This window comes from Tateyamaria omphalii, assembly GCF_019802125.1.
Lineage (GTDB): Bacteria > Pseudomonadota > Alphaproteobacteria > Rhodobacterales > Rhodobacteraceae > Tateyamaria > Tateyamaria omphalii_B.
Genome location: NZ_JAHVHT010000002.1, coordinates 251,916 through 266,450, shown reverse-complemented (window position 1 = coordinate 266,450; position 14,535 = coordinate 251,916). Strand labels below are relative to the sequence as shown.

The following is a 14,535-nucleotide window of genomic DNA, read 5'->3' as shown; positions in this document are numbered from 1 at the left end:
TATTGGCGGTGCCGCTAGGTCAGTGGGATTGCCGCAAAGGGGTGAATGGATGAGCTTTCAGGACGATGCGCGGGCTGGGGAACAGGCCATGCGCGCGGTTTTTCCGCCAACCCCTCTGCTTCGGAACGAGGTGCTGTCGGATCGGTACAAGGCCGACATCTGGCTCAAGCGCGAAGACCTGAGCCCGGTGCGATCCTACAAGCTGCGCGGTGCGTTCAATGCGATGCGCAAGGTGATGGCAGATGGTGCCGTTTTTGTTTGCGCAAGCGCGGGCAACCACGCGCAGGGCGTTGCATTCATGTGCAAGCACTTCGGTGTGCATGGTGTGATCTTCATGCCAGTCACCACGCCACAGCAGAAGGTGATGAAGACCCAGATGTTCGGCGGCGATCACGTCGAAGTGCGCCTGACCGGCGACTATTTTGACGACACTTTGGCCTCTGCGCAGACGTTCTGCGCGGATGCGGGCGCGCACTTCCTGTCACCGTTCGACGATGAAGACGTCATCGAAGGTCAGGCGTCTGTCGCGGTGGAGATCGAAGCCCAACTGGGCCGAGCGCCCGATCACATCATTCTGCCTGTGGGCGGCGGGGGATTGTCTGCGGGCACGCGTAGCTATTTCGAAGATCGCGTGACATACACATTCGTAGAGCCAACCGGCGCGCCATCCTTGGCGCATGCAATTGCGGCTGGAAAACCGGTCGACGTGTCACCGATCAATACATTCGTTGACGGCGCTGCCGTCGCTACCATCGGTGCGCGCACTTTTGAGCGCTTGAAAACGGCGGAACCCTCCAGCGTCATCGACATACCGGAGGATCGCATTTGCACGACCATCATCGACATGTTGAACGTTGAAGGGATCGTTTTGGAGCCGGCTGGTGCGCTCGCCATCGAAGCGCTGCGCGACGTGGCGGATCATATCAAAGGCAAGACCGTCGTGTGCGTCACATCAGGAGGAAACTTTGACTTCGAACGGCTGCCGGAGGTCAAGGAACGTGCGCAGCGTTATTCGGGTGTAAAGAAGTACTTCATCCTGCGGATGCCGCAGCGGCCGGGCGCATTGAAGGATTTTCTGAATATCTTGGGGCCGGATGATGACATTGCCCGCTTTGAGTACCTCAAGAAGTCGGCGCGCAATTTCGGGTCTGTTCTGATCGGCATCGAAACGAAGCGTCCGGAGAACTTTGATCGCTTCCTATCAGAGCTGGACGCCGGTGGATTTACATATACAGACATCACCAACGACGAGACTCTGGCGCAGTTTGTGATCTAGGCGGCCTGACCGTCGGCCAGGCCAGATGTGAATGCGGCTTTGGATGCGTCGAAACTGGCCAGAATCGCGGGTACGTCGACCTCCGCCGCCTTGCCCTTGGCCGACAAAGCCTCCCCCTTGTGGCAGAGCGTTGAAAACTCGGTAAAGCCAAGATTGAGAGCGCTGCCCTTGAGCGCATGAAGGTCTTCTTCCAAACGGGACAGGTCCGGTCCATCGCGCAAACTGTCGATGATTTCCGTCACCTCTTCGATAAAAATCGGGACAATCTCTTCGAAATCTTCTTCGCCGATTTCCGCACGCAGCGTGCTGACACGTTCCCAATCAATCATTGCCGTCTCCGATCGCTTTGATCGCTTTTCAGCACAGGTCAAGTTAACGAACGATGACTGTTAAAGGTTTACGCAATCGGGGCCTCAGTTTCACCGCGTGTTAAGTGGCTGCGCCTATCAACCGATCAAGCAGTTGGAATACGCGGTAGATGAACGTTGAATTGATCCAGCAGGAGGAGGCTTCTGTCCCCGACGCCACGCTTCGTGTGCTGATCGTCGACGACAGCCGTCTGCAACGCAAGATCCTGTCCAGTTCGGTAAAGCGATGGGGATTCGAGGTTTATGAGGCCGGCTCGGCAGAGGAGGCGCTCAAGATCTGCGAAGATGTGTTGCCCGATCTGGTCCTCAGCGATTGGGTGATGCCCGGTATGAACGGGCTCGAATTCTGCGCCGCCTTTCGCGAGCTCAGTCAGGAACAATATGGTTATTTCATTCTTCTGACGTCCAAGAGCGAAAAGGCCGAAGTCGCCATGGGACTTGAGGCGGGGGCGGATGACTTTGTCACCAAGCCGGTTGATGCCAACGAGTTGCGCGCACGTATTGCCGCCGGTGAACGTATCCTGCACATGCAGCGCGAATTAACTGAAAAGAACCGACTGATCACCGATACGCTGGATGAATTGCAGCGGCTCTACGATTCGCTCGACAGCGATTTGCTTGAGGCTAAGAAACTTCAGCAATCCCTCGTTCGTGAACGCCACAAGTCGTTCGATACCGGCGATCTGAGTCTGATGTTGCGTTCAAGTGGGCATGTCGGCGGGGACCTTGTCGGTTTCTTTCCAGCACAACAGGGGCACCTGGGGCTGTTTTCCATCGACGTGTCGGGTCACGGGATTAGTTCTGCACTGATGACCGCGCGGTTGGCTGGCTACCTTTCGGCGGCCGCGCCTGAACAGAACGTAGCTCTGGCACGTTGTGACGACGGGACATACGCATTCTTGCCACCCGAAGAGGTCATTGAGACGCTCAATGATCTTGTTCTCGACGAGATGGAGACCGAGCACTATTTCACGCTGCTTCTGGCTGACCTCGATCTGACGACCGGTCATGTCAGAATGGCGCAGGCCGGTCATCCACACCCTGCGATCCAGCGTCGGGATGGCACAATTGAACAGGATGGCCCCGGTGGTTTCCCTGTCGGTCTGATGTCGGGGATCTCCTTCACTCAGTTCGAAGCGCAGTTGGAGCCTGGCGACCGCCTTTTGCTTTTGTCCGACGGCGTGACGGAATGCCCGGGAACGGATGGCGAGATGCTCCAGGAGGCGGGCCTTGCAAATCTGATGGAAGACTTGGCCAATGTTTCGGGCCCGGCATTTTTTGAAGCACTGCTGTGGCGCATGACCGAGTTCGCGGGCGAAACCACGTTCCCCGACGATGTGTCCGGTATTCTGTTCGAATACCGAGGCGACGATCAGATGAAGTAGCGGTGCAGGAACGACCGGTCGCCATCATTGTAAACGGCGTCTGCGGCTGTGGTCGCGTTCATCCAGACAACAGTGTGGTCCGGTTCAAGCGGTTCACACAAACGCATCACGGGGCGGGCAACGAAGACATGGCACAGCTTTTCAGCCCACAGATCATATTCCGGCATATATGTGAATCGGCGAAACGCACCCAGTTTACGCGGCGATCCGATGCGCCAACCGGTTTCCTCGTGAACCTCGCGGTGCAGTGCCTGGATTGGGCTTTCGCCCGGATCAATACCGCCGCCTGGCAGTTGGAATTCCGGCTCTGGGCGGCTTTGAAAGGTCAGCAGGACGGATGACCCGCGATGCAGGATCGCATACGCGCCGGGCCGCGATTTGTATCTCCGCCCGGGGTCTGGCTGTTCGCCGAAACGCCGGATCATGCGCCCCCCTTTCAGTTTCCGCCCGCTATCCTATATAGTCGCGATATGCCAACCACTGGCACCAAAGGAAACCCCAATGACACTCGGTTCGCAACTCGCGTGGGACGACACCGTCCTGCCCTTCCAACTTGATGCTTCCGACATCCGCGGGCGCGTTGCGCGTCTGGACGGAGTGTTGGATGGCATCCTGAAACAACATGACTACCCGCCCCAGGTCGAGGCGCTGATTGCCGAGATGGCATTGCTGACTGCGCTGATCGGCCAGACGATCAAGCTGCGTTGGAAGCTGTCGCTGCAAGTTCAATCCAAGGGTCCTGTTCGCATGATCGCGACAGACTATTATGGGCCTGAGAACGAGGGCGACATCGCGCGCATCCGCGCCTATGCCAGTTTTGACCGTGATCGGCTGACTGACGGAGCGCCCTTCGAACAGGTTGGTGAAGGCTACTTTGCCATCATGATCGACCAGGGCACTGGCATGACACCCTACCAGGGCATCACGCCGCTGGATGGCGCATCGCTTGCTGCTTGTGCAGAGACTTATTTTGCGCAGTCAGAGCAGTTGCCGACCCGTTTCCAGCTGAGCTTTGGCAAGTCTACCGAAGCGGGCAGCCCGGAGCATTGGCGCGCTGGTGGCGTCATGCTGCAGCACATGCCCAAGGCGTCGCCGTTTGCTGCGACGTCCGAAGGGAACGGAGAAGTTCTGCGGCCAGGCGACCTGCTTGAAGGCGACGAGTCCGAAAACTGGAACAGGGTGAACATCCTGCTCGACACTGTCGAAGAGATGGAGCTGATCGGGCCACAACTGGCGCCGAATGACCTGCTGCTTCGCTTGTTCCACGAGGAGACGCCGCGGGTGTTCGACACCCAGCCGATCCGCTTCGGTTGCACCTGTTCCGAGGATCGTGTGCGTCAGAGCCTGTCGATCTATTCGGCGCGGGATATCGAGAAGATGACGACGGACGATGGACGCGTCACCGCAGATTGTCAGTTTTGCGGAGCGCATTACGACCTGGACCCGTCCACCGTCGGGTTCGAGGCGGAAACTCAGGACGGTGCCTGATCTCCTTGAACAAACGCGAGCGGCGCTGACGCAAACTGGCGCCGCTTCGTCTGACTACGACCTGAACAAGGGTGTGCTTCTGCCCGAAGGGCGCAAGTTGCGCCCTGCTGCTGTTCTGGCACCGATCATCGAGGGTCCGAACGGATACGAGCTGATCCTTACCAAGCGTTCTTCGGCGCTCAAGCATCACCCAGGCCAGATCGCCTTTCCGGGTGGGAAGCAGGACGACAACGACAACGATCTGGTCGCTACCGCCTTGCGCGAGGCGCATGAAGAGATCGGTTTGCAAAGCCACAATGTCGAAGTGCTTGGCACGTTTGCGCCGCATGAGACCGTGACGTCATTTACCGTGACGCCCGTTGTTGCGTTTGTGAACGGACGCTTCGACGCCATTCCCGAAGCTGGCGAGGTGTCAGAAGTTTTCCGTGTGCCGCTGTCCCACGTCCTGCAATCGGCCAACTTCGTGGTTGAGGCCCGTCAGTGGCGGGGCCAAAAACGTATGTACTATACCGTGCCTTACGGGCCCTATTACATCTGGGGCGCAACCGCGCGTATATTGCGGGCATGGACCGACCTGTTGCCACGAAACTAGACCCTAACACGGCTTTTTTGAATGATCCTGCCGCTCAGGAGCTGTGCGGAGCTTTTGAAGATTCCGGCTTTCAGGCCTACTTTGTCGGCGGGTGTGTCCGAAACGCTGTCATGGGCGTTCCCATCTCGGACATTGACATCGCGACCGACGCGACGCCGGATGAAACGATCAAGCTGTGTACGGATGCGGGGTTTCGGTGTGTTCCAACCGGAATTGATCACGGCACGGTAACCGTGGTCGTGCGCGGCCACCCGTTCGAAGTGACAACCTTTCGCAAGGATGTTGCCACGGACGGGCGACGCGCCGTCGTCGCCTTTGCCAAGACCCTCGACGAAGATGCGAGGCGCCGCGATTTCACGATGAATGCACTATACGCCGATGCAGACGGTGCCATCTCCGATCCGGTGGACGGTCTTGATGACGCATACGCGCGGCGCGTCCGGTTCATTGATGATGCAGGGCAGCGCATCCGCGAGGACTATTTGCGGACCCTCCGCTTCTTTCGGTTTTCCGCGCAATACGCGGATTCAGGCAATGGCTGGGATGCAGACGCGCTGGCGGGTATCGCCGAAAACCTTGATGGACTTGAAACACTGTCGGCGGAACGTGTCGGGGCCGAGTTTCTGAAACTGTTGTCCGCGCCCGATCCGACGCCTGCCATATCCGTCATGCAACAGACCGGTGTTCTCGGGCGTCTTCTTCCCGGCGCGGTATCGGAGTTTCTGGGACCTTTGGTGCATTTGGAACAAGTGACTGGCGCTGTTGCCGATCCGATGGCGCGTCTTGCGGCGCTGGGCGGTGATGCGGTCGACACGAGGTTGCGCTTGTCGCGTCGCGATCAGCGTCACCTCGATTCGATCCGCACCCTGTCCGTGTCAGCTGACACGCCGAAAGTGATTGGACACATCGGTGGTAGGGAGGCGGGTCGCGGCGCTGTGCTGCTGAACGCCGCTTATTCAGGCATGCCCGTCGATGGCGATGCACTCAGAGATGTCGATACCGGTGCGAATACTACTTTTCCAATTTCCGCCAAAGACTTACCACATCTTTCAGGCGCGGAATTGGGTGCCGAACTCAAGCGATTGAAGGACCTTTGGCTCGCGTCGGACCTGACGAAGGACAAAGATGTGCTGCTCGCCCCGTGACATTTTGCGCCTCTGACACTATGTCACACAGGAACCTGATGGAGAGCACAATGGTACCAAGGATCTGGAACGACGCCTGATCGTCGCTGAACGTCCTGTGTGACGCACGTGGCCCCCGGCCTGCGTCATGTACCTATTGCAATACACCTTTACGGACCCATCATGTTCAAGTTCTTTGAATCGCTCGTCGATCCATACCAGCCCTACCCCGAAACCGATACGCCGCCGACCAAACTGTGGCCCTTTCTGCGTGAATACCTGAAGCCGTTTCGGTGGGTCATCGTGATCACCTTCGTGTTCAGCACAGTGGTCGCTTTCGGGGAAATTCTGCTGATCTGGTACGTGGCGCGTATTGTCGATTTGCTTGCGCAGGGCACGCCGGAACTGATTATTCCGGAATATGGCTTGGAGTTCACCCTGGTCGCGCTTTGGGTGCTGCTGCTGCGCACCTCATTGGCCTTTGTCGATGTTGCGTTGCTGCACAACACCCTTTTGCCCAACCTTGGCACACTGATCCGTTGGCGGTCACACAAGCACGTGCTGCGCCAATCGGTTGGCTGGTTCGAGGATGACTTCGCCGGTCGAATTACCAACCGGATCATGCAAACACCGCCCGCCACGGGCGAGGCGATGTTCCAGGTGCTTGATGCGGGGTCATTCTTTGCCACGTCCGTCGTTGGCGCGATCATCCTTTTGATCAGTTTCGACCTTTGGCTCGCATTGCCGCTGATTGTCTGGATCGTGGGCTATCTTGCATTGTTGCGTTGGGTCATCCGCCGTGCGGGCCCTGCGGCCAAGGCCAGCTCGGACGCGCGCAGCGCAATCACGGGCCGGGTTGTCGACAGCTACTCGAACATCCATTCGGTCAAGATGTTCGCGCACCACGACCGCGAAATCGACTACGCCAAAGAGGCGATCGAGAACGCGCGCCAGACCTTCATGAAAGAGATGCGGATCATCGTGAAAATGGATGTGTGCCTGACCATCCTGAACGCAAGCATGATTGTGTCCATGGGTGCGCTTGCCATCTGGCTGTGGATCGGTGGGTTCACGACCGAAGGCATGGTGGCCGCTGCTCTGACCATCGCGCTGCGCCTTAACAACATGACCTATTGGATCATGTGGGCGATGACGTCGCTGGTGCAGAACCTCGGGATCATTTCCGAAGGGATGGAGACCATTGCCCAGCCGGTCAAACTCGTTGACCAAAAGGGTGCTAAGCCGCTTGATCTGCAGCGTGGCGAGATTGCGCTGCGCGGGCTGACGCACCACTACGGGCGCGGCAGCGGCGGATTGCAGGATGTGTCGACCGTCATCCAACCGGGCGAGAAAGTAGGTGTCGTCGGACGTTCGGGTGCGGGCAAGTCGACCTTGGTCAAGCTGCTCTTGCGGTTCTACGATACCGAGGGCGGCCGGATCGAGATTGATGGACAGGATATTGCCGCCGTCACGCAGGACAGTCTGCGCCTGAACATCGGAATGGTGCAGCAGGACAGCTCGCTGCTGCACCGCTCCGTGCGAGACAACATCCTGTACGGTCGCCCCGATGCGACCGAGGAAGAAATGCTTGCCGCTGCCCGTCAAGCGCAGGCGCACGACTTCATCCTGGATCTCGCCGATCCGGAAGGGCGCACTGGCTACGATGCCCAGGTTGGTGAGCGCGGCGTGAAGCTGTCCGGTGGTCAGCGGCAGCGGATCACCCTGGCCCGCGTGATCCTCAAGAATGCGCCGATCCTTGTTCTGGATGAAGCAACCAGCGCTTTGGACAGCGAGGTTGAAGCGGCCATTCAGGACACGCTCTACCAGATGATGGAGGGCAAAACGGTGATCGCAATTGCGCACCGCCTGTCCACTATCGCGCAAATGGATCGCATTCTCGTCCTTGATGATGGGAAAATTGCCGAAGACGGATCGCACGACGCGCTTTTGGCGCAGGGCGGCCTATATTCGGAGTTCTGGGCGCGTCAATCTGGCGGGTTCATCGCGACCGAGGCAGCAGAGTGAAGATTTCCGACTGGATCGACTCGTTCAGGCGGGCAGAAGGGCCGCCGCCGCAATCCTTGTGGCCGTTCCTGAAGTGGTGCCTGTCGGGGTCCTGGCCCGCATTGTGGCTTGCCGCGCTCTGTTCCGCCGCTGCGGGTGCATTGGAAGCGGGCACCGCGCTCATCCTTGGCATGGTGATCGACGCAACCGTGCAGCTTGGGCCCGATGGATTCTTTTCCGTCTCTAACGTTGGGCTTGTTGTGGGTGCCCTCGCATTTTTCCTTGTCGCGCGCCCCATCTTGTTCGGGCTGAGTGCGGCAACAAACGCAATCATCGTGCAGCCGAACGTGAATCCGCTTGTCCTGTCGCGTCTGCATCGCTGGACGCTCGGGCAGTCGGTGACGTTCTTTGATGACGATTTTGCCGGTCGCATCGCACAAAAGCAGATGCAGGCGGCACGCGCCGTTACCGATGTCGTGTCGGAGTTCATCAATGTCGTGGCCTTTGCGCTGGCGTCACTGGCTGGGTCTATCCTGCTGTTGTTAGCCATCGACTGGCGCGTTGCTATCGGTTTCGCCGTTTGGCTTGTCGCCTATTTCACGCTGATCCGCTGGTATCTGCCGCGTGTCCGTAAGCGGTCTGCTGCTCGTGCTGCTGCACGAGCGATGGTGTCGGGTCAGGTCGTGGATACGATCACGAACATCAAGACGGTGAAGCTGTTTGCACACGATGATCACGAGGATCAGGCCGCGCTGGGCGCAATGGGTCACTTCCGCAAGACGGCGGTGGATTTCGGCATCCTGTCTGCCGGGTTCCGTTTTGCGCTGATGACTCTGGCTGGGCTGTTGCCGGTGCTGTTGCTGGGTGGAACGATCGTGATGTGGCGACAGGGCATTGCAACGCCGGGCGATATCGTTGCGTCGGGTGCCATTGCCATCCGCATTGCGCAGATGACGGGCTGGGTCAGCTTCACTCTCATGGCGATCTACTCGAATGTCGGAGAGATCGAGGATGGAATGCGCACGCTCACCCCGCGCAACCGTGTTCAGGACGCGGAGGACGCGAAGGCGCTTGGCGACGTTGCGGGTGAGGTCGTCTTCGACAATCTCGGCTTCAGCTATGGGCGTGACACCGGTGGGATCAGCGGTATCACCTTACGCATTGCTCCGGGTGAAAAGGTTGGGATTGTTGGTGCATCGGGTGCAGGCAAGTCGACCCTCGTTTCGCTGCTTTTGCGTCTCTACGAAGGGGAAAGTGGGCGTGTTCTGATAGATGGGCACGATATCAACCACATCACGCAGGACAGCCTGCGTCACAACATAGGGATGGTCACGCAGGAAACAGCGATGTTCAATCGATCTGCCCGTGAAAACATCCTGTATGGTCGTCCTGATGCATCAGAGGCCGACATGGTGGCCGCAGCGCAAAAGGCCGAAGCGCATGATTTCATCCTTGATCTGCAAGACCACAAGGGGCGCAAGGGCTACGACGCGCACCTTGGCGAGCGCGGTGTGAAGCTGTCAGGCGGTCAACGGCAGCGGATTGCCTTGGCCCGCGCGATCTTGAAAGACGCGCCGATCCTCGTGTTGGATGAAGCAACAAGCGCGCTCGACAGCGAAGTCGAAGCGTCCATACAATCCGCCCTGTCCCGCGTGATGGAGGGCAAGACCGTGCTTGCCATCGCCCACCGCCTATCCACCCTGACCGAGATGGACCGTATCATCGTTATGGACGAAGGTCGTATTGTCGAGGAGGGCGCGCACGACACCCTGCTGGCCAAGGGCGGGCTCTACGCTCGCTATTGGCAGAGACAGTCTGGTGGCTTCATCAGCACGCAGGCCGCGGAATAGCTCTTTTGCGTCACCGCTGATCCCGATAGGCCATTCGGTATGACGACTGTAACGATTGACAGACTGGGACAGCGGGGTGACGGTATCGCGCCCGGGCCCATCTATGCTCCGATGACTTTGCCTGGCGAGCGTGTCACGGGCACCCTGGATGGCACGCATCTGATGGATGTTCGGATTGATACACCTTCGCCGGGTCGTGTGTCGCCTCCTTGTTCTCACTTCCGCTCTTGTGGTGGGTGTCAGTTGCAACACGCGTCTGACGATCTGGTTGCAGATTGGAAGCATGATGTGGTGGCGAATTACCTTCGAAACGTTCGAATAGAGACTGATATTCGACCGACACTGACGTCACCATCGCAGTCGCGCCGCCGTGCGAGTTTCGCTGCGCGGCGTACGAAAAAGGGTGCGATGGCAGGGTTTCATGCGCGGAAGTCCGACACGATCATGCAGGTGCCGAACTGCATTCTCATCACCCCAACGCTCCGTACTGCTTTGCCCATTTGCGAAGACCTTGCTGTTGTCGGAGCCAGTCGCAAGGCTGCCTTGTCCATCACCGTCACGGACTCGACTACGGGGCTGGACTTCGCCGTGACAGGCGGGAAGCCGTTGGATGGGCAGTTGCGGATCGCGCTTGCGTCGCTGTGTGAACAGCATCGTATTGCACGGCTGACATGGGAAGACGAACTCATCGGTATGCGGGAGCCACCGGCGCAGCCCATGGGCACAGCGCGTGTTGTGCCGCCCCCCGGCGCCTTTCTACAAGCCACGGAACATGGACAGCAGACGCTGACCGATCTGGTGCGCGGCATCGTGGGTCCGGCAAAATCTGTTGTTGATCTCTTTGCCGGATGCGGAACCTTTGCCTTGCCGTTGGCGGAAATGGCAGAGGTACATGCGGTCGAAGGCGATACCGACATGATGACGGCGCTCGATGCCGGGTGGCGTCAGGCCGCTGGTTTGAAACGTGTGACAACCGAAGCACGCGATCTGTTTCGGCGTCCGCTTTTGTCGGATGAACTTGCCCGATTTGATGCAGTCGTGATCGACCCACCCCGTGCGGGTGCTGCCGCCCAGATGGCGGAACTCGCCCGCGCGCAGGTGCCTGTGATCGCGCATGTGTCCTGCAATCCGCAGAGCTTTGCGCGCGATGCCGAAACCTTGTGCAATGCCGGATATGTGCTGGATTGGGTGCAGCCGGTTGATCAGTTCCGCTGGTCCACCCATGTGGAACTTGTCGGTGCCTTCCGTTTGGCCCATATCGCCGCGTGAAGGAGACGAGACATGGACCGGACCACCCTTGCCCGATGGCTGGAAAGCCCGCGCGTCACGAATGCGATCATCGCGGTCATCATTTTGAATGCGATTACGCTCGGGCTGGAAACGTCTCAGGCGGCCATGTCGATTGCTGGTGGCCTCATTCTTGCAATCGATCGTATCTGTCTGGGGATCTTTACCGTTGAGATCATCCTCAAGCTCATCGCCTATCGTGGTCGGTTCTTCCGCAACGGCTGGAATGTCTTCGACTTCGTGATCGTAGGTATCGCTCTTATGCCAAGTACGGGCGGTCTATCTGTCCTGCGCGCGCTACGGATCCTGCGGGTATTGCGGGTGATTTCAGTGGCGCCAAGCCTGCGTCGCGTGGTTGAGGGGTTCGTGACGGCTTTGCCCGGTATGGGCAGCGTTTTCCTTTTGATGGCGCTGATTTTTTACATCGGTGCCGTGATGTCCACCAAACTGTTCGCAAGCAGTTTTCCCGAGTGGTTCGGCGATCTGGGCCGCAGCGCATATTCGCTCTTTCAGATCATGACCCTCGAATCATGGTCCATGGGTATCGTCCGCCCGGTGATGGAGGTGTACCCCTACGCCTGGCTGTTCTTTGTGCCGTTCATCATGATGACCACCTTTGCTGTGGTGAACCTGCTGGTCGGTTTGATTGTGAATTCGATGCAGGACGCGCACGCCGAGGAATCGAATGCGGCGACCGACAGCTACCGGGACGAAGTTTTGAAGCGCCTTGATGCGATCGAAGCTAGGATGAGGGACAAGTGATCACGCGCTGGTGATCGGGTCTGTCAAATTGTCGCTAGGCCGGACGCTGCCGACCGTGGTATTTTCGAGCAAATTACAAAAACGACCCATTGGGACAGGATTTTCATGAAACGCAGACATCTTATGATGGGCGGAGCGGCGGCCATGAGCCTCGGCGCCTGTTCGTCCTCCAGCAAATTCAAAACATATCGCGGGCCGGACGTGACCTACATCGTCGTGAACAAGGATGCGCGCCGCATGTATCTGATGCACGATGACAAGGTCCTCCAGGATTACCTCATCGACCTTGGCTTCGCGCCAATCGGCGACAAATTTTTTGAAGGGGACGGGCGCACGCCCGAGGGCACGTACCTCATCGACCGACGCAACCCGAACAGTCAGTTTCACCTGTCGCTCGGTATCTCTTACCCGAACGCGCGGGATCGGATGGAGGCAGCCGCGCTGGGCAAGCCGCCGGGAGGCGACATCTTTATCCATGGCGAATCCAGCCCGTTCAAGCGCAGGCGCGAGGATTGGACATGGGGTTGCATCGCGGTGACCAATCGCGAGATGGAAGATGTCTATTCGATGGTCCGCAACGGCACGCCGATCCAGATCAACCCGTAATCAGCTCGCAGGCGTGGTGGTGATGATCACCGCGTCGTCCTGCGTGTCATCGACATTGGTCGCCGTCGCGTCGGGATCCGGTGTTGGGGCAGGTACCAGACGCGACGCGGATGGGTTTGCCGCTGGCACGAGTGGTGTGGAATTCGGGTTGCCCATCACCATTGTCCACCAGATCTTGCCATTCTGCTCCTGGAACCAGGCGAAACCCATGTCCCGTGCCTGTGGCGACAGGATCGTCCGCCGCGTGTCAGGCTGTTCCATCCAAGCAGCGAGCGTTTCCAACTCGGTCTCGTACGATTCAGAGATGTTCTCGCCAATCAGGCTTCCGGCGTAGCCAACGCGTTGCAACCGATCGATGGGCGAAGACCCGTCAGATCCAAAGTGCCATGGGCGGTTTTGCACGGACATGTCACGGGCGTGGGTTGCCGCCGCCGCGTTCAGCTGGGGGTTCAATTCGACCGAGGCTGCACCTTGCGCGCTGCGCAGCGCATTCACGGAATCAAGCATACGGAACTGTAGCTTGGCCGTATCACCTCCGCGGATGCGATACAGTTTGGGCAGCGGGCGACCGTCCTCCCCAACCGTCGGTGCCGGAGGTGTCGCACAGGCCGCAAGGGTCATCATGGCGACCAGAAGAACCGAGAAAATACGCATTGTTCCTGCACATCACTGTTGTTGTTTGAAACTCGATAGCCGCTTGAACGTTGCATTACAAACCCACATCGGCGTGATGCTGCGTGATGACATCTGTTTGATTTGCGACTGCGACTTTCAGGCAATAATCTTCGCGCAACTGGCAGGAATACACTTACGGAGAGGCATTCAATGTCCAAATCACCATTTAACTCACCCAGCCGCCGTGCTTTTTTGGCAGGCTCAGCCGCACTGATCGGCGCCCCTGCGCTTGCGCAACAGAACGTGCCCGCAGGTCAAGCCTCGCGCGATCCGTCGCAATCGGTACGCCGCAATATTTCCAGCTTCCGTTCGCTGGCGTGGCAACCCTATTTCGACAACCTTCGGAATGGCGCCGTCCTTGTCGATATCGACAGCCGGGCCGTCCACTACTGGAACGAAGAGCAGACGATTTACAAACTGTATCCGTCCAGTGTTCCTCTGACCGAAGACTTGACCCGTCGCGGCCGTACCCGCGTGATTCTCAAGGATCCAAAGCCGGATTGGCGCCCGACACCGTCCATGAAGAAGCGCAACCCGGAATGGCCTGACTACATTGGCCCGGGTCCTGAAAATCCGCTGGGCACCCGGTCGCTGCATCTGAGCTGGACGTACTATCGCATCCACGGCACCCACGATACGCGCAAGATTGGCCGTAAATCCTCCAACGGCTGCATCGGCCTTTACAACGAGCATATCGAAGAGCTGTACGAGATGGCGAAGGTCGGTACGCAAGTGTTGCTAATTTGACGACATTGCGGCGGATCGGCGGCTAAGTCACTGAAACACGGTTTGCAATTGCGCGATATTGCTGTTTACAGAGACTCACGAGGTAAGTCTTGGGTGCGTTCCAACGCTAATTGTTGGAGCGCTTAACTGGAGGTTAATATGAAAAAACTCGTTCTCGCTGCTGCTCTGACTGCTGCTGCTTCGACCGCATTCGCCGGCGCACCCGCCGAGCCGATCATCGAAGCACCCGTGATCGTTGAAGAGACTCGTAGCTCTTCGGGCGGCATCGTTCTGCCCCTGCTGATCCTGATCGCAGTTGCAGCTGTTGTTGCGGACTAAGTCCTAGACAATTCACAAAAGAAAAAGGCGGCTCATCAAGAGCCGCCTTTTTT

Annotated in this window: 15 protein-coding genes; 12 read left to right on the top strand and 3 right to left on the bottom strand. The window is 58.4% G+C overall.

Annotation, left to right across the window (positions count from 1 at the left end):
- The first annotated feature begins 49 nt into the window (after nucleotides 1-49).
- The gene (gene ilvA / locus KUV51_RS10270; protein ID WP_222521542.1) at nucleotides 50-1,276 is read left to right on the top strand and encodes a threonine ammonia-lyase IlvA; all 1,227 of its coding nucleotides are present in this window, start codon (nucleotides 50-52) and stop codon (nucleotides 1,274-1,276) included.
- Here ilvA and KUV51_RS10265 read toward each other — a convergent pair.
- Nucleotides 1,273-1,605, bottom strand: coding sequence for an Hpt domain-containing protein (locus KUV51_RS10265; protein ID WP_222521541.1), 333 nt, complete (start codon nucleotides 1,603-1,605; stop codon nucleotides 1,273-1,275). The two genes, ilvA and KUV51_RS10265, sit on opposite strands and share 4 nt — an antisense overlap.
- A gap of 149 nt (nucleotides 1,606-1,754) precedes the next feature.
- Here KUV51_RS10265 and KUV51_RS10260 point away from each other — a divergent pair, with 149 nt between their 5' ends.
- Nucleotides 1,755-3,029, top strand: coding sequence for a PP2C family protein-serine/threonine phosphatase (locus KUV51_RS10260; RefSeq protein ID WP_222521540.1), 1,275 nt, complete (start codon nucleotides 1,755-1,757; stop codon nucleotides 3,027-3,029).
- On the opposite strand, the gene KUV51_RS10255 is transcribed toward KUV51_RS10260, so the two are convergent.
- Nucleotides 3,017-3,454, bottom strand: a complete 438-nt coding sequence (locus KUV51_RS10255) for an NUDIX hydrolase (RefSeq protein ID WP_222521539.1) — start codon at nucleotides 3,452-3,454, stop codon at nucleotides 3,017-3,019. The genes KUV51_RS10260 and KUV51_RS10255 overlap by 13 nt on opposite strands.
- Nucleotides 3,455-3,530: 76 nt before the next feature.
- On the opposite strand from KUV51_RS10255, the gene KUV51_RS10250 reads away from it, so the two are divergent.
- The 8 genes from KUV51_RS10250 to KUV51_RS10215 all read left to right on the top strand — a co-directional run bounded on the left by KUV51_RS10250 (nucleotide 3,531) and on the right by KUV51_RS10215 (nucleotide 12,742).
- Nucleotides 3,531-4,517: an Hsp33 family molecular chaperone HslO gene (locus tag KUV51_RS10250; protein ID WP_222521538.1), complete on the top strand. Its 987-nt coding sequence runs from the start codon at nucleotides 3,531-3,533 to the stop codon at nucleotides 4,515-4,517.
- Complete coding sequence (locus tag KUV51_RS10245) at nucleotides 4,510-5,109, top strand: CoA pyrophosphatase (protein ID WP_315898814.1); 600 nt, start codon at nucleotides 4,510-4,512, stop codon at nucleotides 5,107-5,109. Before KUV51_RS10250 ends, KUV51_RS10245 begins: the two co-directional genes overlap by 8 nt.
- Nucleotides 5,082-6,254, top strand: a complete 1,173-nt coding sequence (locus KUV51_RS10240; RefSeq protein ID WP_222521536.1) for a CCA tRNA nucleotidyltransferase — start codon at nucleotides 5,082-5,084, stop codon at nucleotides 6,252-6,254. Before KUV51_RS10245 ends, KUV51_RS10240 begins: the two co-directional genes overlap by 28 nt.
- A gap of 162 nt (nucleotides 6,255-6,416) precedes the next feature.
- Nucleotides 6,417-8,258: an ABC transporter ATP-binding protein gene (locus KUV51_RS10235; protein WP_222521535.1), complete on the top strand. Its 1,842-nt coding sequence runs from the start codon at nucleotides 6,417-6,419 to the stop codon at nucleotides 8,256-8,258.
- Nucleotides 8,255-10,087 (top strand): ABC transporter ATP-binding protein, encoded by a 1,833-nt coding sequence (locus KUV51_RS10230; protein ID WP_222521534.1) that lies wholly within the window; start codon nucleotides 8,255-8,257, stop codon nucleotides 10,085-10,087. The genes KUV51_RS10235 and KUV51_RS10230 overlap by 4 nt, the downstream gene beginning before the upstream one ends.
- Nucleotides 10,088-10,126: 39 nt before the next feature.
- The gene (locus KUV51_RS10225; protein WP_222521533.1) at nucleotides 10,127-11,356 is read left to right on the top strand and encodes a class I SAM-dependent RNA methyltransferase; all 1,230 of its coding nucleotides are present in this window, start codon (nucleotides 10,127-10,129) and stop codon (nucleotides 11,354-11,356) included.
- Nucleotides 11,357-11,368: 12 nt separating this feature from the next.
- Nucleotides 11,369-12,136: an ion transporter gene (locus KUV51_RS10220; protein WP_222521532.1), complete on the top strand. Its 768-nt coding sequence runs from the start codon at nucleotides 11,369-11,371 to the stop codon at nucleotides 12,134-12,136.
- A 105-nt stretch (nucleotides 12,137-12,241) separates the two neighbouring features.
- Nucleotides 12,242-12,742: a murein L,D-transpeptidase family protein gene (locus KUV51_RS10215; RefSeq protein WP_222521531.1), complete on the top strand. Its 501-nt coding sequence runs from the start codon at nucleotides 12,242-12,244 to the stop codon at nucleotides 12,740-12,742.
- Here the strand turns inward: KUV51_RS10215 and KUV51_RS10210 are convergent, their stop codons facing one another.
- On the bottom strand, nucleotides 12,743-13,396 hold the full coding sequence (locus KUV51_RS10210) for a CAP domain-containing protein (RefSeq protein WP_410001072.1): 654 nt from the start codon (nucleotides 13,394-13,396) through the stop codon (nucleotides 12,743-12,745).
- 171 nt (nucleotides 13,397-13,567) lie between these two features.
- Between KUV51_RS10210 and KUV51_RS10205 the strand changes: the two genes are divergently transcribed.
- Together KUV51_RS10205 and KUV51_RS10200 are read left to right on the top strand one after the other, a co-directional pair.
- Nucleotides 13,568-14,164, top strand: a complete 597-nt coding sequence (locus KUV51_RS10205) for a L,D-transpeptidase (protein ID WP_222521530.1) — start codon at nucleotides 13,568-13,570, stop codon at nucleotides 14,162-14,164.
- Nucleotides 14,165-14,302: 138 nt separating this feature from the next.
- The gene (locus tag KUV51_RS10200; RefSeq protein WP_039685157.1) at nucleotides 14,303-14,482 is read left to right on the top strand and encodes a hypothetical protein; all 180 of its coding nucleotides are present in this window, start codon (nucleotides 14,303-14,305) and stop codon (nucleotides 14,480-14,482) included.
- The last annotated feature ends 53 nt before the right edge of the window (nucleotides 14,483-14,535 follow it).